At 69.2% G+C, this 18,569-nt stretch carries 20 protein-coding genes; 4 read left to right on the forward strand and 16 right to left on the reverse strand.

From position 1 onward, the window contains the following. Positions 1 to 13 precede the first annotated feature (13 nt). Positions 14 to 634 (reverse strand): sulfite oxidase-like oxidoreductase, encoded by a 621-nt coding sequence (locus WEB29_00775; GenBank protein ID MEX2135477.1) that lies wholly within the window; start codon positions 632 to 634, stop codon positions 14 to 16. 91 nt (positions 635 to 725) lie between these two features. Here WEB29_00775 and WEB29_00780 point away from each other — a divergent pair, with 91 nt between their 5' ends. Continuing rightward, positions 726 to 1,004, forward strand: coding sequence for a hypothetical protein (locus tag WEB29_00780; GenBank protein MEX2135478.1), 279 nt, complete (start codon positions 726 to 728; stop codon positions 1,002 to 1,004). 160 nt (positions 1,005 to 1,164) lie between these two features. Next, complete coding sequence (locus WEB29_00785) at positions 1,165 to 1,521, forward strand: zinc-ribbon domain containing protein (protein ID MEX2135479.1); 357 nt, start codon at positions 1,165 to 1,167, stop codon at positions 1,519 to 1,521. Between the two features lie 52 nt (positions 1,522 to 1,573). On the opposite strand, the gene WEB29_00790 is transcribed toward WEB29_00785, so the two are convergent. Further along, on the reverse strand, positions 1,574 to 2,077 hold the full coding sequence (locus tag WEB29_00790; GenBank protein ID MEX2135480.1) for a DUF2269 family protein: 504 nt from the start codon (positions 2,075 to 2,077) through the stop codon (positions 1,574 to 1,576). Between the two features lie 512 nt (positions 2,078 to 2,589). On the opposite strand from WEB29_00790, the gene WEB29_00795 reads away from it, so the two are divergent. After that, positions 2,590 to 3,336 (forward strand): META domain-containing protein, encoded by a 747-nt coding sequence (locus WEB29_00795; protein MEX2135481.1) that lies wholly within the window; start codon positions 2,590 to 2,592, stop codon positions 3,334 to 3,336. Here the strand turns inward: WEB29_00795 and WEB29_00800 are convergent. From WEB29_00800 to WEB29_00865, 14 genes are all read right to left on the reverse strand, one after another. Then, positions 3,333 to 4,490, reverse strand: a complete 1,158-nt coding sequence (locus tag WEB29_00800; protein MEX2135482.1) for a cation:proton antiporter — start codon at positions 4,488 to 4,490, stop codon at positions 3,333 to 3,335. The two genes, WEB29_00795 and WEB29_00800, sit on opposite strands and share 4 nt — an antisense overlap. A 28-nt stretch (positions 4,491 to 4,518) precedes the next feature. Continuing rightward, a complete protein-coding gene (locus WEB29_00805) occupies positions 4,519 to 5,226 on the reverse strand; it encodes an ABC transporter ATP-binding protein (protein ID MEX2135483.1) in 708 nt (235 codons plus the stop codon). After that, on the reverse strand, positions 5,226 to 6,395 hold the full coding sequence (locus WEB29_00810) for an ABC transporter permease (GenBank protein ID MEX2135484.1): 1,170 nt from the start codon (positions 6,393 to 6,395) through the stop codon (positions 5,226 to 5,228). The genes WEB29_00805 and WEB29_00810 overlap by 1 nt, the downstream gene beginning before the upstream one ends. A gap of 59 nt (positions 6,396 to 6,454) precedes the next feature. Continuing rightward, positions 6,455 to 7,408 carry an NADP-dependent oxidoreductase gene (locus tag WEB29_00815; protein ID MEX2135485.1) on the reverse strand — a complete coding sequence of 318 codons (954 nt, stop codon included), beginning with the start codon at positions 7,406 to 7,408 and terminating at the stop codon, positions 6,455 to 6,457. A gap of 99 nt (positions 7,409 to 7,507) precedes the next feature. Then, positions 7,508 to 8,020, reverse strand: coding sequence for a hypothetical protein (locus WEB29_00820; GenBank protein MEX2135486.1), 513 nt, complete (start codon positions 8,018 to 8,020; stop codon positions 7,508 to 7,510). Positions 8,021 to 8,676: 656 nt separating this feature from the next. After that, positions 8,677 to 9,687, reverse strand: a complete 1,011-nt coding sequence (locus WEB29_00825) for a lysylphosphatidylglycerol synthase transmembrane domain-containing protein (protein MEX2135487.1) — start codon at positions 9,685 to 9,687, stop codon at positions 8,677 to 8,679. After that, a complete protein-coding gene (locus tag WEB29_00830; protein ID MEX2135488.1) occupies positions 9,684 to 10,667 on the reverse strand; it encodes a polysaccharide pyruvyl transferase family protein in 984 nt (327 codons plus the stop codon). Before WEB29_00830 ends, WEB29_00825 begins: the two co-directional genes overlap by 4 nt. Next, positions 10,667 to 12,772, reverse strand: a complete 2,106-nt coding sequence (locus WEB29_00835) for a hypothetical protein (GenBank protein ID MEX2135489.1) — start codon at positions 12,770 to 12,772, stop codon at positions 10,667 to 10,669. The genes WEB29_00830 and WEB29_00835 overlap by 1 nt, the downstream gene beginning before the upstream one ends. 59 nt (positions 12,773 to 12,831) lie before the next feature. Continuing rightward, positions 12,832 to 14,016, reverse strand: a complete 1,185-nt coding sequence (locus WEB29_00840; GenBank protein ID MEX2135490.1) for a glycosyltransferase family 4 protein — start codon at positions 14,014 to 14,016, stop codon at positions 12,832 to 12,834. Next, on the reverse strand, positions 14,013 to 15,182 hold the full coding sequence (locus tag WEB29_00845; GenBank protein ID MEX2135491.1) for a glycosyltransferase: 1,170 nt from the start codon (positions 15,180 to 15,182) through the stop codon (positions 14,013 to 14,015). The genes WEB29_00840 and WEB29_00845 overlap by 4 nt, the downstream gene beginning before the upstream one ends. An 84-nt stretch (positions 15,183 to 15,266) precedes the next feature. Then, the gene (locus WEB29_00850) at positions 15,267 to 15,527 is read right to left on the reverse strand and encodes a hypothetical protein (GenBank protein MEX2135492.1); all 261 of its coding nucleotides are present in this window, start codon (positions 15,525 to 15,527) and stop codon (positions 15,267 to 15,269) included. A gap of 150 nt (positions 15,528 to 15,677) precedes the next feature. Further along, entirely contained in the window at positions 15,678 to 16,148 is a 471-nt protein-coding gene (locus WEB29_00855) for a maleylpyruvate isomerase N-terminal domain-containing protein (protein ID MEX2135493.1), read from the reverse strand. Positions 16,149 to 16,167: 19 nt separating this feature from the next. Further along, positions 16,168 to 17,016 carry a class I SAM-dependent methyltransferase gene (locus tag WEB29_00860; protein ID MEX2135494.1) on the reverse strand — a complete coding sequence of 283 codons (849 nt, stop codon included), beginning with the start codon at positions 17,014 to 17,016 and terminating at the stop codon, positions 16,168 to 16,170. Between the two features lie 20 nt (positions 17,017 to 17,036). Next, the gene (locus WEB29_00865) at positions 17,037 to 17,291 is read right to left on the reverse strand and encodes a hypothetical protein (protein MEX2135495.1); all 255 of its coding nucleotides are present in this window, start codon (positions 17,289 to 17,291) and stop codon (positions 17,037 to 17,039) included. Between the two features lie 82 nt (positions 17,292 to 17,373). On the opposite strand from WEB29_00865, the gene WEB29_00870 reads away from it, so the two are divergent. Beyond that, the gene (locus WEB29_00870; GenBank protein MEX2135496.1) at positions 17,374 to 18,312 is read left to right on the forward strand and encodes an acetamidase/formamidase family protein; all 939 of its coding nucleotides are present in this window, start codon (positions 17,374 to 17,376) and stop codon (positions 18,310 to 18,312) included. Positions 18,313 to 18,569: the final 257 nt, after the last annotated feature.

Raw genomic sequence — 18,569 nt, forward strand, 5'->3', positions numbered from 1 at the left:
TCTCCTGGCCGTCTCAGTCGCCGGAATAGCGCTCTTCGCGCCAGGGATCGCCGCGGTTGTGGTAGCCGAGCGACTCCCAGAATCCCGGCTCATCGTCCTCGCGCAGCTGCAGGCCGTGGACCCATTTCGCGCTCTTCCAGAAGTAGAGGTGCGGGACCACCAGGCGGGCCGGCCCGCCGTGTGCAGGCTCGAGCGGCGCCCCGTCGTACTGCCACGCGACGAATGCCTGGTTGTTGAGCAGGTCGGTCAGCGGCAGGTTGGTGGTGTAGCCGCCATAGCAGTGGGCCGTGACGAACCGGGCTCGCGGCTCGATCTCGACGGCGGCCAGGATGTCGTCGACGCTGACTCCATGCCAGGGCGTGTCCAGCTTCGTCCACTTGGTTACGCAGCTGATGTCGACCGTCCAATCCCGCGAAGGGAGCGCGGTGAACTCCTGCCAGCTCCATCGGACCGGTGCCTTCACCAGCCCGGTGAGCGTGAACTCCCACGTGTCGAGGGGCACCTGGGGCGTCGGCCCGGCGGAGAGGACGGGAAACCCCTCGGTCAGGTACTGGCCAGGCGGAATGCGGCCAGCGCTGTCGCCAGGATCCCGAGCACGCCCCACAAAGCCGCGCGAGACGAATCGGTCGGTCATGACCTTCCCATGCGAGGAACGAATTATGGCTTCGGGCAGCATATCCGGGTAGCATCCAAACGGACGGACCGTGCTCAGCACAGGAGAACCCATGAAGGGCGATCGAGTCGAGGCGGTGGTGGACACCGGCCAGGGCACTCAGACCTTCGCGATCGAGGCGACCCGCGCCGGGCGTCGGATCGAGGTGACGACCAGCCGAGGGGTGGTCGAGGTCAGCGAGGTGACCCGCGGCGGGACGCCGGTCCGAACCGGACGCTTCATGTCGAGCCGGCTGATCGCCCTGGTCGAACATCCTGCCCACGAGGGACGCGAGTCGAAGGTCGACATTCAGACCCGGCGTCGCATCACCAAGGCAGGTGACGGGCTGTAGCCAAAGGTCCCGTTGTCGTCCAGGCGGCAAGATGTGGTACGGTACGGGGACATCGCCCCGAATGCGGGGCACATAAGACCGCGGCATCGACGTTCACTCCTCCTCACGGCTTTAACGGCGAGACAGGATCGCTGAGGCCGCACGAGAAGGAGTTTTCTCTTTGTATACCCCATCCACCTATTCAGACAAGATCCTGAGCTGCGTCGATTGCAACCAGGAATTCGTCTTCGCCGCGACTGACCAGCAGTTCTACGCGGAGAAGGAATTCAGCGAGCCGCGCCGCTGTCCGTCATGCCGCGCAGCCCGCAAGGCAGCACGCGGCGAGAGCGGTGGCTACAGCAGCGGATCCAGCTACGGCGGAGGCTCCGGCTACGGCGGAGGCTCCAGCTACGGCGGCGGTCAGCGCGAGATGTTCACCGCGACTTGTGACGGATGCGGCGGCGAGGCGCGCGTTCCGTTCCGCCCGACCGGCTCCAAGCCCGTCTACTGCAGCAACTGCTTCAGCACGCGGCGCTAACCCGCCCAGCGAGACGAGGCCCGGCGAGAGATCGCCGGGCCTCTTCGTTTTTTCAGAAGCCGAGGTTCGGCTTCACCACCATCAGGAAGACGATCACCGCCACCATCGCGGTCAGGAAGAGGCCGCCTCGCTGCACCTTGTGGACCTGAGCCATCAGGGCCGGCGGCGGACCGCTCGGCGCAGAGCCGGCCGGCGTCTCTGGCGGGGGACCGGAGGTCATGTCGATGATCCGCTGCGTGATCGGGATCTGAACGGTCAGGGCGAACGTGAGCAGCACCACGTACAGCACGATGCCGAGCGCCAGCCAGCGCGTATCGCGGCTGACGGGATCGATCCCGGCCGCCCAGATCAGGCCGATCCCGGTCACCGGCAGGGTCAGTGCGACGGGGACCACTCGCTTGGTCGAGATGGCGTGCGAGACGCGGGTGGCGAAGTTGCCATGCGTCCGGTCCGCGGCCCCCATCGCCCCGATGATCGAGAACGAGAAGCTCGGCCCGAAGGCGATGATCGCGCCCAGCACGTGCAGGAAGAGAAACCATGGGATCAGCTCGGGCATCGGGTCTCCTCAACGGCTCAATATTGGAGTCGGCAGTCTAAGCCCCGTGGGTGGCGCTGATACGCTTCGCAGGATGACGTTCCAGAGCCTGGACTTCGTCTACATGCCCAGCCGCGACGTGGCAACGGACATGGCGTACTTCACCGATGTCCTCGGCGGGCGGCTGGTATTCGCGGTCGAGGGGATGGGAACCAGGGTCGCAATGGTCGAGCTCACGGAGGCGCCGCCCAGAATCCTGCTGGCCGGCCATCTCGAGGGGGACCAGCCGGTGCTCGTCTATCGAGTCGACAACTTCGAGAACGCCAAGCTAGAGCTCGCGGCGCGGGGCTGGCACCAGGAGCCCACGTTCGAGATTCCACACGGACCCGTCTGCTCATTTCCGTGCGACTGGGGGACATCGCATCGCGATCTACCAGCTCGTTCGACCCGAGGCCGGCGAGCATTTCGAAGGCCGTCGCGATTTCTGACATGGCCGCGGGCAACCGAAGCGGCTCCATCGGCGTCCTTGCGGCATGAAAGCATTGATCCTGATGGTGGTGCTGTCCGGCTGTTCCCTCCTGACGAGCGGGGCGTCGGCCTCGCTCGACGGGGAATGGCAGCTTCAAGCCGGTACGAACCAGGGCCAGCCGATTCCGATCGTGGCGGGCAGCCGGCTCACCCTGAATGTGGATGGAACGCAGGTCGGCGGCAGCGCCGCCTGCAACAGCTACGGCGGCACGATCCAGATCAATGGCGGATCGATCGTGATCAGCGCCCTGTCGATGACCGAGATGGCATGCCAGGAGAATTTGATGGCCTCCGAGGCGGCCTACCTGGCTGCTCTGCCACGGGTCACCGACGCGGCTCGCGATGGAAACAGCCTGGTCTTGAGCGGCCCACAGGTGGAGGTGCGCTTCGCTCGCGTCGCGGAACTGGCGGACGTGGACCTCGCGGGCACGACCTGGATCCTGGATTCCCTGATCAGCGGCGACTCCGTCTCCTCGACCGTGGGCGAGGCAACCCTCCTGCTGAGCGGCGACGGGAAGATCTCCGCCTCGACGGGCTGTCGGGACGTCACCGGGAGGTACACGCTATCCGAGGGGCAGGTTCAGGTCACGCTGGACCCCTATGACACGATCGGATGCGCTGCGCCGCTCGAGGCCCAGGACACGCATGTCCTGGATGTCCTCTCCAACGGCTTTGTAGTCAGCATCGACGGAGACCGCCTGACCCTGACCCTGAGCGTGGGAGGAAAGGGCCTCGGCTACCGCGCCGACTAGCTGCTGGTCGCCGCCACACTCGTGCGCGCCCCGACATAGCGCACCGCAATCGTGGAGACCGCGATCGTGATCGCCACGGCGCTCAGCATGGCCGCGTACAAGGGCCGTTCGATCACCCCCGCCGCGAGGCCGACTGAAGCCAGCACGAAGCTGAACTCCCCAACCTGGCTGAGCCCTACCGCCAGCTGCAGCGGCCGCGCCGTCAGTCGCGTGAGCCTCGCAAGGAGGTAGGCAACCAGGACCTTGCCGACCACGAGCACGCCGAGCAGAAGCGCAAGCCAGCCGAGACCGCGCCCGAGCTCGTCGGGATCGATGAGTGATCCGACGGAGACGAAGAAGAGGACCGCGAACAGGTCCCTGAAGGGAAGGAGACGGCGCCGAGCCTCGTCGGCGGCGTGGCTCTGGGTGATGGTCAGCCCCGCGACGAACGCGGCAAGCGCCATCGGCACCCCAAACGCCACCGCGCCGATTCCGGCGATGGTCAGTCCGCTGGCCACCGACACGATCAGAAACAGGTCGTGATCCGACGCCAGCAGATGCAGCACCCGGGGCAGGATCCAGGCGGTGGCTACCGCGACCGCAACGAATGCGCCAATGCCGGCCAGCGCCACCAGCGGAGAACGAGAGGAGGCGCCCATGGCCGCGATCACGCCTGCCGCCACCAGCACGCCGGTCAGGTCCTGCAGCACGCTCCAGCCGATGAGCCCGTGCTCGGTGGCCCGGTCCGTCCGGCGGCGACTGCTCTTGGTGATGTTGACGATCACCACGCTGGACGAGAGTGCCAGGCAGAGGCCGATCAGCAGCGCCCCCACCAGCGTCAGTCCCGCTGCGAAGGCCGCCCCAGCTCCGATGGCTGTCGTGAGCAGCGTCTGCAATGGCGCAGCCACGAACAGGCCGCGTTGTTCTCGCCGCAGGCGCATCACGTCGATCTCGATGCCGACCTCGAAGAGGAGCAGGATGACGCCGATATCGGCCAGCACCCGCAGCTGCTCGCGATGTGCGATGTAGCCCGGTGTGAAGGGCGAGACGGCCACTCCCACCACCAGGTAGCCGATCACCGCCGGGAGCCCCGCGCGACGTGCGAGCCAACCGGCGCCGGCAGCCGCGAGCAGCAGGCCGCCGAGCTCCGCGATGATCGGCGCAGTCAGCTCCATGGCGGCAGGATACGCGGCCGATCCTTCCCTACGCGTTCCCCTGGATCAGCCCGTCGCGCATGTGGATGATGCGGTCGCAGAAGGCGCCGACCTCGGCGTCATGGGTGACGAGCAGCAGGGTCTGGCCCCGCTCCTTGTTGAACCGCCGCAGCAATGCGAGCACCTCCTGGCTGTGACCGCTGTCCAGGTTGCCGGTCGGCTCGTCGGCGAGCAGGAGCTTCGGCTTGTTCACCAGCGAGCGCGCGATCGCGACGCGCTGCTGCTCGCCGCCGGAGAGCTCCATCGGCCGATGGCCCGCACGCTCTGCCAGCCCCACCCAGCCGAGGGCCTCAGTCGCCGCGGCCATGGCCTCGCGACGACCGGTTCCGGCATATTCGCCTGCCAGGGCCACGTTTTCCGCCGCGGTCAGCGTCGGCACCATGTTGTAGGACTGGAAGACGAAGCCCATCGTGTCCGCCCGCATGCGCGTGCGGGTGCGCTCCGACATCGAGGTCACGTCGACCCCGGCGATGCTCAGCTCCGCCCGCGGCCCGTCCTCATCATCGGGCGAATGGAGCAGGCCCAGGATGTGCATGAGGGTGCTCTTGCCCGAGCCGGAGGGACCCATCAGCGCGACCATCTCGCCGGGCTCGATCCGGATCTCCACCCCGCGCAGGGCCTTGACCTGGTTGCGGCGGCTGAGCCGATATGTCTTGCGCAGGTTACGCCCCTCAAGGAGCGACGTCGCCGCCTCCATCATTCGTAGCGCAGCGCTTCGACCGGGTCGAGGCGCGCCGCGCTCCAGGCGGGGATGACGCCCGCCAGCATCCCGAGGATGGTCGAAAAGGCCACGGCGAATATCGCCGTGCCCGGCGTGAGGTCGAACAGGATCGTGCCCGACGAGCGGCCGGCCTCGTTGGCAAGGACCACCACGATGGCACCCAGCACCAGGCCGATGAGGCCGCCGATGAACCCGATAAAGGCCGCCTCGGTCACCAGCTCGCGAATGATCCGCCGCCGCGAGCCGCCGATCGCACGCTTGATCCCGATCTCTCGTGTGCGCTCCGCGACCGACATGGCCATGGTGTTGATGACCGACAGGCCGCCGACCACCAGGCTGATGACCGCGACCCCGATGATGATCGCGTTGAAGATCGCCGTGGCCGATCCGACCTGCTCGTCGAACTCGGCGCCGGTCAACGTCCTGACGTTGTCGACCCGTTCCTTGATGAGCGTCGCGAGCGCGGCTGGATCGGTCCCCGGCTCGGGATAGACGACGACCTGGCTGATCAGCAGGTCGGCCGGGATCGCGTCCTGCACCGCCACCGGCAGGGTCTTGTGGAAGAGAAGCTGGGCGGCGCTCAGCGGGACGAAGACCGAGCTGTCCGGCGCGGTCAGGGTCGGCTCGAGGATGCCGACCACCTCGAACTGCTCACCGCGCATGTCGATCATGTCGCCGACTCCGGCCGACTGCTGGCGAGCCATGTCGCTGCCGAGCACGACCACCAGGGAATCCTCGTCCGCCGCTGACAACAGCTCGCCCTGTGCCGCACGGAGCTCGTACGTCTCGTGGCCCTCATCGGAGCCGGCGACGAGTCCGACGATCGTCTGGGCACCCCCGAACGCGTTGGCTTCGGGGTCGAAGATGAGCTGGACCTCTCCGGCTGCTGCCGCCACGCCGTCCAGGTCGCGAATCTGGTCCGTGACGTCGGCCCGCATCGGCGTGAAGCCGGCGCCGACCGCCAGGTTGGAGGCATCTGTCACCAGGATCTTGCCGGCGAAGTACTCGCTGCCGCCGGCGACCAGTGAGTTGATCTTGTTCGCCATGGAGCTGAAGACGACGAGCGCCCAGATCCCGATCGTGATGCCCATGATCGTGAGCGTGGTTCGCAGCTTGCGGCGTGACAGCTGGCGCAGCAGGCGCATGAATACCTCTCTAGGGGACCGCCGCCAGGCCGGCGGAGGCGAAGACTACTACGCCAAGGTCAACGGATCGTGATCACCAGCTTGCCGCGCACGTGCCCGGCCGCCATCGCCTGCAACGCATCCGGGGTGGCCTCGAGCGGGAATGCGGTGATCGGCGGCACGCGGAGCTGGCCACCGTCGATCAGGGCCGTCAGCTCCGGCAGTCGCTCCGGAGGCAGCCGGTTCGCGCTCTTGAAGGCGACGCCGAGCGGCTCCAGGGCCGCCTTGGCGATGTCAGCACGCATCGCCGGGGAGACGACCAGCCCGCCCTTGCGCAGGGAGGCGGCGATGCCGGCCACGACCTCCACGTCGCCGTAGGTGGAAATGATCGTGTCAATCCCGTCGGGGTACCGATCGCGGAGGACCGCGGCGACGTCAGCGGCCTGGTAGTCGATCGTCTCGGCCGCGCCGTATTCGCGGGCCTGTGTCGCTCCCGCGGCGGTCGTCAGGGCGACGACGGTCGCTCCCCGCGCGGAGGCCAGCTGGGTGACGAAGCTGCCAACCCCGCCGGTGGCACCAACCACCACGATCGTCTGGCCGGGCTGCAGATCGGCCTCCTCGATGGCCGCCAGGGCGGTGAGCCCCACGTGCGGGACCGAGGCCGCCTGGGCGTAATCGATCGATTCCGGCTTTGGGGCCGCGCCATCGGCCCCGACCACGAGGGATTCGGCGAAGGTGCCGGCGCCGATCCACGGCTTCGAGTTGATGCCGTAGACATCGTCTCCTGTGGCAAAGCGTTCGACGGCAGCGCCTACGCCCTCCACCACTCCCGCGAAGTCGATCCCGGGCACCAGCGGAAAGCGGTGCTCCATGTAGTCCTTCACCACGCCCGCGACGTAGAGGGGATCCATGACATTCACGCCGGCAGCGTGAACAGCCACGAGGATCTCGCCCGGGCCTGAGTCAGGGATCGACAGCTCATGGATGGAGCCGGGGGCTCCGAACTCGTCGACGGCGAAAGCGCGCATGGACATTGTCTCGATCCTCATGGGAAGCAGTTGCTGACGCAACTATCGCAGGGCTTGCGTCTCGGCGCAAGTCACGCCTGGTACCGAAGCGGCGCCGTCGTCTCGTCATTCGCCGGCGAAGGCATACCTCACCACGACCAGCCGGTCGGCCGCGGATTCAGCGCCCCAGACCTCACCTGCTCGGCCAAGGAGCTGGCGCACGGCCGAAGGAGAGCTCTGCGGCGGGAAGGAGCGGAAGGTGGCGGTCACCGGGTCGAAACGGACGATGGCATCGGCGGTGAAGTCGGTCAGCCAGACGGCGTCGAGCTCGTCCACGTACACGGCATAGGCCTGCGGCGACTCCCCGGGGAGTGGCCACTCCTGCCACGAGCCGTCAGAGGGGTCGTAGACGCCGACTTGGCCGGCGTCCCACTCGGCGACCCAGATCCGGCCAGATGAGTCCGACCACGCGCGACGGACGCCGGCTGGGGCGGTCGGCGGCTCGAGGACCGTGACGGACCCGTCCTCGATGGCAACCTCCCCAAGGTACGAGCCGGCCAACGACGCGAAGTAGATCTCGCCGGCTGGCGTGGCGGTGATCCCGTACGGGCCGACGCCACGTGGAGCCTCCCAGAACATCCACCGTGCCCGAGGCGGGGTCGACGCGCCCGTACCAGCCAGCCTGGCCGGTAAACCAGAGCATGCCGTGGCGATCGAAGGCCGCTGTGTTGAGGTTCGCGCCCGATGCCTGGGACGGAAGGGGAAACGTCGTCACCTCCTCGGTCTCGGGATCCACGCGCAGGATGGCGTTCAGGCCGCTGTCGGTGATCCACGGCGCGTCATCCGGACCGACGATGACGCCATGGGGGGCCGAGCCCGCCCCCAGCGCGACCTCGCGGATCTCACCGGTCTCCGGGTCGAGCCATCCCAGGCGTCCTGTGTGCTGTGCCGAGTACCACACCCCACCATCCGCCGCGGGCGCCACGTCGTGGGGATGGGTGCCTGCCGGTACGGGGAACGTCTCGACCTCGAAGGCCAGCTCACCTGAGGACGATGGCGAGGAGTCGGCGCTGGCGGACGCCAGCGGCGAGGTGGAGTCGCGCGCGGAGGAGGGCGTGCTCGCGCTCGGCGACGGTGCTGTCGAGCACCCCATGGCCATGACACCGACCAGCAGGGCGCACGTTCGTGCGGCGAAGTGGCTGGAACGCATGCCTGAGATCCTCGGTGGACGAACGCCTAGTTGCCGGTGCAACTGTCTCAGGAGTTGCGTCGTTGCGCAAGCAGCGGCCGAGTGGCTAGCGCGGGGTGACCACCCCGGCGCCACGCGCCACCCGATGCTCGGACGACCCCGGGATCTGCGGACGACCGAAGAACAGGATGCTCGCGCCAATGAGCGTGGTGAGCACCAGCGCCACCCGCCCCAGGAGGAGGCCGGCAAGGGCGGTCTGCGGGGCGAGGCCAAGGCCGGTGAAGAGCAGGGCCAGGATCGCCTCGTTGGCTCCCAGCCCGCTCGGCAGGATGGGGACGGCAAGGCTCAGTCGGGCGACCACGATCGCCGCCACGACCGGGGCCCCGACCGCCGAGGGGTCGACCGCTGCGATGAGCACCGCCGTAAGCAGGACGCTGACCCCGTGGAATGCCAATCCCAGCCCCGTACCGGTGACCATGCTCCGGACCGGGGGGCGCGCCCAGGTGCCCATCGCCGCTCCATCGGCGTCCTCCGCGGTCCGGGAGAGGCGGGATAGGAGCCTGGTCAGGCCCGATGGGGCGGCGAGCATGACGATCCCGACCCCGCCGGCCAACCCGCAGAGCAGGGTGGCCGCGGGGAGGATCGCGCTTGACAGGTGGGAGCCGAAGGCCAGCAGTCCGATCGCCGGCAGCGCCAGCAGGGCGACGGCCAGGTAGCTGGTCGCGCGCTGGACGAGCACCGGCGCCACTGCAGCGCCCCAGCCCGAGCCGGCGTTGCGCACCGCCACGACCCGGTACGCGTCTCCGCCGAGGTTGGCTGGGGTGACGCCTCCCAGCGCCTGTCCGGCGTAATAGACGCGGAGCGCGGATGCCCACCCGAGTCGCAGCCCGGCGAGCTGCCGGCACAGGATCGCCCAGGTGGTCGCGCCCAGGACGTGCACCGCGGTCAGCCCCAGGACCGCCACCACGACCAGGAGGCCATTGGCCGCGGTGATGCGTGCCATGACCTCTGCAGCATCGAGTCCCACGACCATCAGCGCCACGACGCCGATGCCGAGCGCCCAGCGCGCGGCGTTCCAAGCTCGCCGGCGGGTGAGGTGCGGTCGTTCGGCGTTCACGACGCTCGGCTCCGAGCCGGCAGGATGCGGGCCAGGGCTCGCGAGAGTCCTGCCACGGTCGCGGGCACGGCGCGCAGGCGGCGCTCGGCAAGCCACGCGTCACTCTTGGCGGCATACGAGAGCGGCACGAGCGGGACGCCGGCCCGCTCCGCGAAGAGGAGGCTGTGGTAGCGCATGCCGACCACCGCGTCGAGCGAGCCGAAGAGCGACAGGAGTGCGGACGGGTGGTGCGCCCCCTCCACGATCCTCAGCCCTGGCCAGCTCGCCTGCAGCCGGCGGGCCAGGACGAGGTCGTTGTGGCCCTCCAGGTACGGGTGCTGGCTCATCGGGATGAAGCAGAACTCCATCTCGGGGTGGCGTCGCATGGCGGCCAGCACGGCGGCGCTCACGCGATCGGTGATCGCGTCGTTCACCGCCGTCAGGCACAGGCCGACGACCTTGCGCCCCTCGCCGACGCCGGCCGTCCGCAGGAGCCCGCGCCCGATGGCCGCCGGTGCAGCCGGCATGTGGGCCGACAGGTCGTCTGAGGCGACGACGTCGAATCCCCACTCACGCACGACCGCCGCTGAGACCCCGTCGCGGACGCTGACCTGCGCGGCTGCCTGCAGCAGGCGCCTGACGAGAAGCCGATGGATCCCGGTCAGATCCGGGTCGATCCCGACCCCCTCGATCCGAACGGTTCGGCCCAGCGCCGCGGCGAGCAGCCCGTAGAGCGGCAGCAGCCGCCCGATGCGGCCCATGTCGCGCCCGAACAGCCCTCCCCCGCCGATCAGCACACTGCGGTGCCGGCGCAGCGCTCCGACGGACCCTGACAGGCCGATGGCGCAGACGCCATGCAGCGCAGCGGTCTCTGCCGGGGAGCGCGACACGACAGTGACCCGTCGCCCGGCCAGGGTCCGCAGCAGCCCGGCCAGGATTGCCTCGTCGCCGGCGTTGCGGTAGCCGTAAGCACCCACCACCAGGATCGGCTCTGGCGACATCACGACGGCGCCATGACGATGTACGGCCCAAAGGTCTGCACGACGTGGAAGCCGAGCGCCTCGAGGCGGATGCGCCGATCCTCGAAGGCCGGATCCCTGACCAGCAGGACGGCACCCACTCCGTAGGCGGAGATGAGCTGCGCCGGGTCCAGAAACTGGGCGCCGATCGTCGGCGAGTCCGCGCCGGAGAGGTCGGTGATCAGGAGCCGGATCGGTCCACCCGCCGAGCGAACGCGAAGCCCGCCATCGGGCAGTGGCTCGAGCGTTGCCGACAGGCCCGACACCACCACCCGGACGCGCGGCGCGCTCGACCCGGCAACGGCGAAGGTGAGCTCCGCAGCCCGGTCGATCATCCCGAGTCCAGTGAGCGCCAGCTGCCCCGGGGTCAGCTCGAGCTCGAACCCGGTCGGGGTCGATGTTGCGGCCGAGGCACGGATCTCGAGGGTCGACGAGCCGTTGCGCACCGCGACGATCTGGTGGAACGTCACCGGCACGCCATGTCGCTCGGCGGTCCAGCTCGAGGTCACGCTGGCCGAGACCGCGTCAGCGCTCACGCTCCGCCCCTCACCCGCGAGGTTCGGTAGCGTGGCCAGCGTGGTCAGCCCATCGGCCTCCAGCAGGCGCGTCCCCTCGCCGGCGATCTTGAGCAGGTCCAGGTACTCGCCGCCGTGGTTCACACCGACGACGACGGTGCGCGGCACGCCGGTGGCAGCGACGCCATCAGTGAACCTGGCGAAGAAGAACTCGTTGGCCAGTGCCCCGCCGCTGCGCAGCACGGCATCGGCGGCCAGGCTCCGCCGCCACTCCTCCGGTCGGAAGCTGTAGCGCACCGCGGAGCTGAAGAGGGCCGGATGCCCGCTCAGACCCTCGATCCATTTCCCTTCTCGCACCGGCGCCACCACGGTGGCCCCATTCGGCACGTTGCCGTCGATCCACGCGACCGCCTGGACGAGGCTGCCCGGATCGACCAGTCGATAGCCGTTCGCCTGGGTTCCGAACGCGATCACGGCCGGCGGCACGCTCGCCACGACCAGCGCCACCGCCAGCGAGACCGACCAGCCGGCCGTCGTCCCACGCCGCAGCACGGTGGCGAGCCAGCCGCCCGCCTCGTGGATCACGAGCACCGCGGCGCCTGCCGCCGCAATCACCAATGGCGCCAGCAACGGGGTGGCGAAGCGCGGATAGTCGGTCGCCGCACCGGTTCGGACGGCCGCCATGACCACCAGCCCGGTCACGGCCATCCAGGCCGCCAGGACCGTCCAACGTCCGATGGCACGCCGCCGCAGCTCGGCGACAAGCCCCACGATCATTCCCACGAGGCCCAGGCCGGCCATCAGAACGCCAGGCCAGTACGCGGTCAGCGCATCGAGCAGGCGGGAGGGGCCGCGGTAGGTGAGGCTCGCAGGGTTTCGCGCGAATTCGGTCCCCCCCGGCAGCAGGAAGAGGAGCCAGTAGGCGCCGGCGATGACGAGTGCCACCCCCAGCGGCGCGAGCCGGATGAGTCGCTGCTGCGAGGTAGGCGCAGCACGCATCGCGATGAGCATGCCGATCACGAGCCCAGCCGGAACGATGATGGTGGCGGTCCCGACGTGCGTCACCGCCGCCAGGCCGATGCACAGGCTGCCGGCCCACCACCATGCCCGCTCCCAGCGACCCGGCCTCCCCGCTCGCAGCAGTGCCGCGGAGCCCAGCCACAGCAGCACGATCGCTCCAGCCTGGAGCAGTCCGCCGAACGCGAACAGCTCCATGAAGCGGTCCGATAGCAGGAGCGTGCCGACCAGCGCCATCAGCCCTGCCCATCTTGTCCCGAAGAAGGTCGCGCCCGCCGCGTAGGCGCTGAGTCCCAACGCGACGAGGAGCAGCACGGCGAACAGGTGGACACCGAGCACCGGATCGCCCGTGGCCCGCACCGTCAGGCCGAGCAGGAATGGCATCACCGGCGGCACCGCCGACGCGGCACGATACTCGGGCACGGCCTCACCGAGGTACGGCCGCGCGGTCATCAGCCATTGGCCGTAGTCGCCGCTGCCGATCTCGGTGGTGGCGAGCACCAGGGCGACGCCCACCAGCACCGACCCGAGCAGCAGCACGGGCCACAGATCCATCGATGGCCATCGGATCGCCAACGCGACCCGCACGGGCCGTCGCTCCCAGGCCGTCGTCCTCACGTTGCGGCCGCCAGCGACACCGATCGGCGCGCGATCTGCAGGTAGACATGTTCGATGCGATCGGCGAGCAGGTCCCAGTCATAGCGCTGCGCCACGCGACGTGCACGGCGCGACATCGCCGCCAGGCGCGTCGGGTCGGAGAGGAGCGCCGTTATGGCACCGGCAAGCGAGGCCGGCGTCGGATCGCATAGGAGCCCGTCGACGCCGTCTTCCACCAGGGCCGGAGCGGCGCTCATGGGGCTGCGCACCACGATGGGGACGGTGCCGCAGGCCTGTGCCTCGGCCACGCTGATGCCGAATCCCTCGCGCGCCGACGGCATGACCAGGATGCGAGCCGCCTTCATCAGGCCGTACAGGCGTGAGCCATCGACGCGACCGGTGAACGTGACTCGCTGCTGCAGACCGAGCCGGATCGCTCGCCCCTCGAGGGCGGCCCGCTCTGGCCCATCGCCGATCACCGTGCAGCGCAGGTCGGGATGGTCGCCGGCGAGGCTGTGGATCGCCTCGAGCAGGAGGTCGACCCGCTTCTCGTCGATCAGGCGTCCTACGAAGACAAGATCGGTCCCGGCAGGGGCCCGGCGCGCTCTGCGGATCGCCGCGAGGTCGACGCCATTGCCCACGATCGTGTCCCGGCCGTCGACGTCGGGCAGGCCCATGCGCTGCGCCGTGAACGGGGAGACGGGGACACGCACGTCGCCGAGCCGGCGTGATCCCGCCTCGATGGCGCGAGCGACGCGCGCCACGACCGGGCGGTGCGGCAGGTAGTCGAGCCAGTGATCGCCCCAGAACTCGTGCCAGGTGGCGATCAGCGGGGTGCGCGTGGTACGGGTCGCCAGCCAGGCCGCGTACAGGGGCAGGTACGGAGTCGCCGAGCAATCGACCACGTCCAGTCGCTGGCGCAGCAGGACCGGGAGCAGTCGGGCGCTGAAGGCGGCCGCCTCGCGCACGGTGCGCTTGCCGTCGGCTCCGTACAGGGACGGGGCACGGCCCACGCCATGCAGCGTGATCCCGTCCTCGACCACCTGTCTCGGCCCATCCCAGAACTGCCAGGTCAGGTAATGCACCTCGTGCCGCTCCGCCAGGCGCGAAGCGAGCTCGCGGTACCGCTTCTCGGCGCCGCCGGTGACGTACGGGTAGAGCGCGTCATACACGAGGCCGATGCGCAGGCCCGATCGGCTCATGGCGACTCGATGGTGACGATCAGGAAGCCCGCCATGCCCAGCTCAGCCCCGACGATCAGGAGCGTCTGGGCCAGCGCCGCCAGCTGCCCGCCCATCGCAAGGTGCGAGCTCGACGCCCACACGACGAAGAGCAGCCCGTCGATCAGCAGGCCGCTGAAGAAGAGCAGCGCCGCCAGCGCGAGGATCCACTCCAGGTGAAACCAGCGGCGGTAGAGATGGACCCAGCGGTCCTCCGTTCGCAGCCCGTGGGTCGCGCCGTACAGCTTGGCAACGACCCCCACCAGGACCGAATTGACGCCGATCGCCAGCAGGATCGTCCCGGCAAAGACCGGCTGCCAGCTGATCGAGCCGATCTCCACGCCGGCGGGCGCCACGAACGAGAGGACGGACGTGACCGCTCCCAGTCCGATCATGGCCAGGCCCGGCAGCGTGAACAGGAAGTCGGGCGCCGCCAGGAGCAGGTAGCGGATGTGGCGCCAGCCATCGCGGACCGTGTTCAGCTTGCTCTCGCCCTGGCGCACGGCGTAGGGAGCCGGGACCTCGGTGATGGTCATCCCGGCACGCGCCGCGCTGACGATCATCTCGGAGGCGAGCTCCATCCCGCCCGAGCGCAGCTGCAGACGCTCCGGTACGCTGCGCCGGAAGGCGCGCAGACCGCTCTGGCTGTCGCCGATCCGAGTCCCGAAGAAGAGCCGGATGACGAAGTTGATGATCGGGCTGCCGATGTATCGGTGCGCCCAGGGCATGGCGCCGCGTGAGATCCCGCCGGAGAAGCGGTTGCCGACGACCATATCGGCCCCATGCTTGAGCGGTTCGATCAGCGCCGATAGATCGCTGAAGTCGTAGGTGTCGTCCGAGTCGCCCATCACGATGAACTCGCCGCGCGCCTCGGTGAAGCCGCGCAGGTAGGTCTGGCCGTACCCGCGACGGCGCTCGTGCACCACGCGCGCGCCCGCCTCCTCGGCGAGCTCCACACTGCGGTCGCTGGAGCCGTTGTCGACCACGATCACCTCGCCCGACAGGCCGGCGCGCTCCAGCCAGCTGATCGCCTTGCGGACGCAGACCGCGACGGTCTGCTCCTCGTTGAGACACGGCATGACGATCGAGACGTAGGGATCTGCAGGTGTGGCCGCGGCCTGGGCGGCAGCCAGCGTTGCTCCGTTCATCGGGCTCCTGTGGATGGGACGCAGGTGGGCAGAGATGGCGATGGCGCCCGTCACCGGGCGCCATCGGTCAGGGCTTCGAGACCATCAGTCCTTCTTGGGCTTCTTCCCCGCGGACAACTCGACGCTGGGGCAGTCGCCGTATTCGTCGGCCACTACGTCGCCATGGCGCTCGTGCGCCGGCATGGCGTTCAACGAGACGGTGATCTTCACGAACTTGTGATTTGCCCAATGGCAGATCGCCACCTTGCCTGCGTTGCCACCGGCGGCCACCGAGCTCACCGCGAAGATCGTGACGATGATGGCCGGGATGACGATGGCGACCATGAATCGGCGAATGTTGTGCATACGGAGACTCCTGCGTACGGGTGCTCGGGTGTGGTGTTCCGACCGTAACGGCAGGGCTCGGATGAGGGCAATCCCTGACCCCCCCGGACCTTGGGCCCCCCCGGACCTTGGGGCCTGTGCGGCGAGGCACCGCCCCCGGAGCTAGGGTGGCTAGCCCTGCGCCTCCAGCTCGTCGACCCACGCTTCGAGGCGCGGCAGGTGCTCGGCCAGGTGGTCAGGTCCGGCCTTTCGCAGCCAGAACTCCGCCGCGGGAGTGATCTCGGGCAGCTCCGACCAAGCACGGCGCAGCTCGGCCCGGGCCGAGGCGGCCTGGAGGTGGACCACGTCGAGCGGGATGTCGCGCATGGCGGCAAGGAACCGCTCGTTCTCGGCGTCCACGTCCAGCTCACCCTCACGGTACGTGCCGGCCGCGATCCGGCGCAGCATCTGCGCGCCCTCTGCCATCCAGGTCCCGAGGTGCGCCACCGCGTCCTTGGCGGTCCAGCCCTCACGGAAGTAGCCCGGCACCTCCGCCATCTCCGGCGTGATCCGGTACATCAGCGCATGGAGTCGCTGCCAGGCCTCCGCCTCCCCCTCAAGATCCCGCGATCTCGCCTGCTTGTCGCTCACCCTGTCGCCCACAGCAGGATGATAGTCCGCGCTACCGAATCGGCCCTCCGCTGGACGGTCGCCGGCCCACTACCCGCACCAGCGGCCGTCGCCAGACGAAGGCATCCGGCCGCAGCTCGCCCATCATCCGCAGCGCGACCGCCCGCAGCTGACCCCGTGACGCGCCATCCAGGCCCGCAAAGACCTCCCGATCAATCCAGTGTTCGAGCAGGTCCAGGTAGCTCTCGGGGGTGAACCGATGCTCCAGCCAGACATCCCGGGCGTGCACCTCGCGGAACCCTGCGCGGCGGAACTCCGCGGCCGAGGCCGAGGCGGACGTGTAAGGGTGGACATCTCGATCGTCGGGTGGCGGGATGATCTGCAGCTCGTCGAGCGCATCGGAGAAGGCCTCGTCCGGGACGAATCGGAGGTCGTCCTCCCGCCAGGTCAGGCACGCGAACCTGCCGCCCGGGCGCAGGACACGGAGCACCTCGCGCAGCGCTTGCGCTCGATTCGGTACGAGCTGGATCACGAAGGACGAGGTTGTGACGTCGACGCTGCCGTCCGCCAGGGGCATCCGGTCGGCGCTCGCGACGACCGTTCTGAGGCGGGGCGCGAGCATTGGCGAGCGCCGCCTGGCGGCCTCGACCGCCAGCTCGAGCATGTGACCCGACGGATCGATGCCGACGACCCGAACGCCCGGCCAGCGCTCGAGGGCAGCCACCGCGAGGACGCCCGTCCCGGTGCCGAGGTCCAGCAGATCGAAGGGTGAGGGGTCTCCCCGCGGCACCTCGACGTCGTCGAGGACCTGGAGCGCTGCCGGAGCGATGATCGGGCCCCACCAGTCTCGATACGCCTCGGCGAACTCGTCGAAGATGCGCTCCGCCTCGTCAGCTTCCATGTGCGCAACCGGGACCTCGGCTACGAGCTGCGGGCACGGCGTCTGCGCGGGAACAGATCGCTGATCGGGAAGCTCCGCTCGAGCCGGTCGGCGATGGAGTGGAGATAGTCCGCCTCACCATGCGGCGGGAGATCGTCGGTGGTCGACCGCCTGACCAGGTCCTGGAGATCGACCGGTTGCCTCGACCCCGACGCCTGCTGGGCCTCCACCTCCCGGGCCAGCGCGGAGAGGATCGCCCTCGCCTGCACGAAGGTCTCGTCATCGACGGTGTACATGGGTGGCTCCTGTGCGCCAGTCCCCGTGGTTCGGCCTGATCCTACCGCCTGGATCGCGCGGTTCGGGATTAACATCGCGGCGATGGACATACCCCAGCCGTCCGTGCACATCCGTCGTGACCAGTTCCACCTGGCCTGGGACCGCTCGATCGAGCCGATCGCGACCGTCGCCAGTGGCGATGTCGTGGAGATCGACGCCCTGGATGCGTCCGGCGGCCAGATCACCAGGGATTCGACCGTCGCCGACCTCGCCAATCTCGACTTCTCCCGGGTCGACCAGGTCAATGGACCGATCGCCGTCGAGGGCGCCGAGCCGGGCGATACGCTGGAGATCGAGCTGCTCGAGTTCGTGCCCGCGGACTGGGGCTGGACGGCGAACATCCCCGGCTTCGGGCTGCTGGCGGAAGACTTCACCGAGCCCGCCCTGCGCATCACCCGCCTGGCCGAGGGGATGGCGGAGTTCCTGCCCGGCGTGCACATCCCGCTCGCCCCATTCTGCGGGGAGCTGGGGGTCGCGCCGCCGACGGATGGAGCCCATTCGACGATCCCACCGGACGTGTTCGGCGGCAACATGGACACCCGTCACCTGACGGCGGGGACGAAGCTCTACCTCCCCGTCTTTGCGCCCGGCGGCCGCTTCTCGCTGGGCGACGGGCATGCGGCCCAGGGCGACGGCGAGGTGTGCGGCACGGCCATCGAGACTCCGATGCGGGCGCGCGTGCGCCTGTCGGTGCGCAAGGACCTGCATGTCACCGCCCCAGAGTTCCTGACCCCGGGTCCGCTGGCACGAGGGACCAACACCGGTGCGTACTACGCCACCGATGGCGTGGGCCCCGACCTGATGACCGCGGCGCGGGACGCGGTGCGGCGCATGATCGACTACCTCGGCCGCGAGCACGGTCTCGATTCGATCGACGCCTACCTGCTCTGCAGCGTGGGCTGCGACCTGAAGATCAGCGAGATCGTCGACGCGCCGAACTGGATCGTGACCGCCCACTGCCCGCTCTCGATCTTCGGATAGCTGCGCGCCTCAACCCACGCGACGCTCGCAGCACAAATATTCGCTCCGCGCATGAAATCGCGCCGGAAGCTTCCTTCCCGTGACGCCTCATTCCGACGACGAATGACACGGCACCGGAAGCCGGTCATCGGTGCGTTTCTATGCTCCCCGCGAATGGCTTGGCGGCGCGTGCGCTTACGCCCGGCGTACGCAAGAGCCAACCTGGGTCCAACACGCTGGGCTCTTGCCCCAGATTTACGCTGAGCGCACATCACCGG

The organism is Chloroflexota bacterium (assembly GCA_040902225.1).
Lineage (GTDB): Bacteria > Chloroflexota > Limnocylindria > QHBO01 > QHBO01 > CF-167.

Excerpts from the sequence above, each read along its gene's own strand:
- WEB29_00775 (MEX2135477.1), bottom strand. The coding sequence starts at position 634 with ATGACCGACCGATTCGTCTCGCGCGGCTTTGTGGGGCGTGCTCGGGAT.
- WEB29_00780 (MEX2135478.1), top strand. The coding sequence starts at position 726 with ATGAAGGGCGATCGAGTCGAGGCGGTGGTGGACACCGGCCAGGGCACT.
- WEB29_00790 (MEX2135480.1), bottom strand. The coding sequence starts at position 2,077 with ATGCCCGAGCTGATCCCATGGTTTCTCTTCCTGCACGTGCTGGGCGCG.
- WEB29_00795 (MEX2135481.1), top strand. The coding sequence starts at position 2,590 with ATGAAAGCATTGATCCTGATGGTGGTGCTGTCCGGCTGTTCCCTCCTG.
- WEB29_00800 (MEX2135482.1), bottom strand. The coding sequence starts at position 4,490 with ATGGAGCTGACTGCGCCGATCATCGCGGAGCTCGGCGGCCTGCTGCTC.
- WEB29_00805 (MEX2135483.1), bottom strand. The coding sequence starts at position 5,226 with ATGGAGGCGGCGACGTCGCTCCTTGAGGGGCGTAACCTGCGCAAGACA.
- WEB29_00810 (MEX2135484.1), bottom strand. The coding sequence starts at position 6,395 with ATGCGCCTGCTGCGCCAGCTGTCACGCCGCAAGCTGCGAACCACGCTC.
- WEB29_00815 (MEX2135485.1), bottom strand. The coding sequence starts at position 7,408 with ATGTCCATGCGCGCTTTCGCCGTCGACGAGTTCGGAGCCCCCGGCTCC.
- WEB29_00820 (MEX2135486.1), bottom strand. The coding sequence starts at position 8,020 with ATGTTCTGGGAGGCTCCACGTGGCGTCGGCCCGTACGGGATCACCGCC.
- WEB29_00830 (MEX2135488.1), bottom strand. The coding sequence starts at position 10,667 with ATGTCGCCAGAGCCGATCCTGGTGGTGGGTGCTTACGGCTACCGCAAC.
- WEB29_00835 (MEX2135489.1), bottom strand. The coding sequence starts at position 12,772 with ATGGATCTGTGGCCCGTGCTGCTGCTCGGGTCGGTGCTGGTGGGCGTC.
- WEB29_00840 (MEX2135490.1), bottom strand. The coding sequence starts at position 14,016 with ATGAGCCGATCGGGCCTGCGCATCGGCCTCGTGTATGACGCGCTCTAC.
- WEB29_00845 (MEX2135491.1), bottom strand. The coding sequence starts at position 15,182 with ATGAACGGAGCAACGCTGGCTGCCGCCCAGGCCGCGGCCACACCTGCA.
- WEB29_00850 (MEX2135492.1), bottom strand. The coding sequence starts at position 15,527 with ATGCACAACATTCGCCGATTCATGGTCGCCATCGTCATCCCGGCCATC.
- WEB29_00860 (MEX2135494.1), bottom strand. The coding sequence starts at position 17,016 with ATGGAAGCTGACGAGGCGGAGCGCATCTTCGACGAGTTCGCCGAGGCG.
- WEB29_00865 (MEX2135495.1), bottom strand. The coding sequence starts at position 17,291 with ATGTACACCGTCGATGACGAGACCTTCGTGCAGGCGAGGGCGATCCTC.
- WEB29_00870 (MEX2135496.1), top strand. The coding sequence starts at position 17,374 with ATGGACATACCCCAGCCGTCCGTGCACATCCGTCGTGACCAGTTCCAC.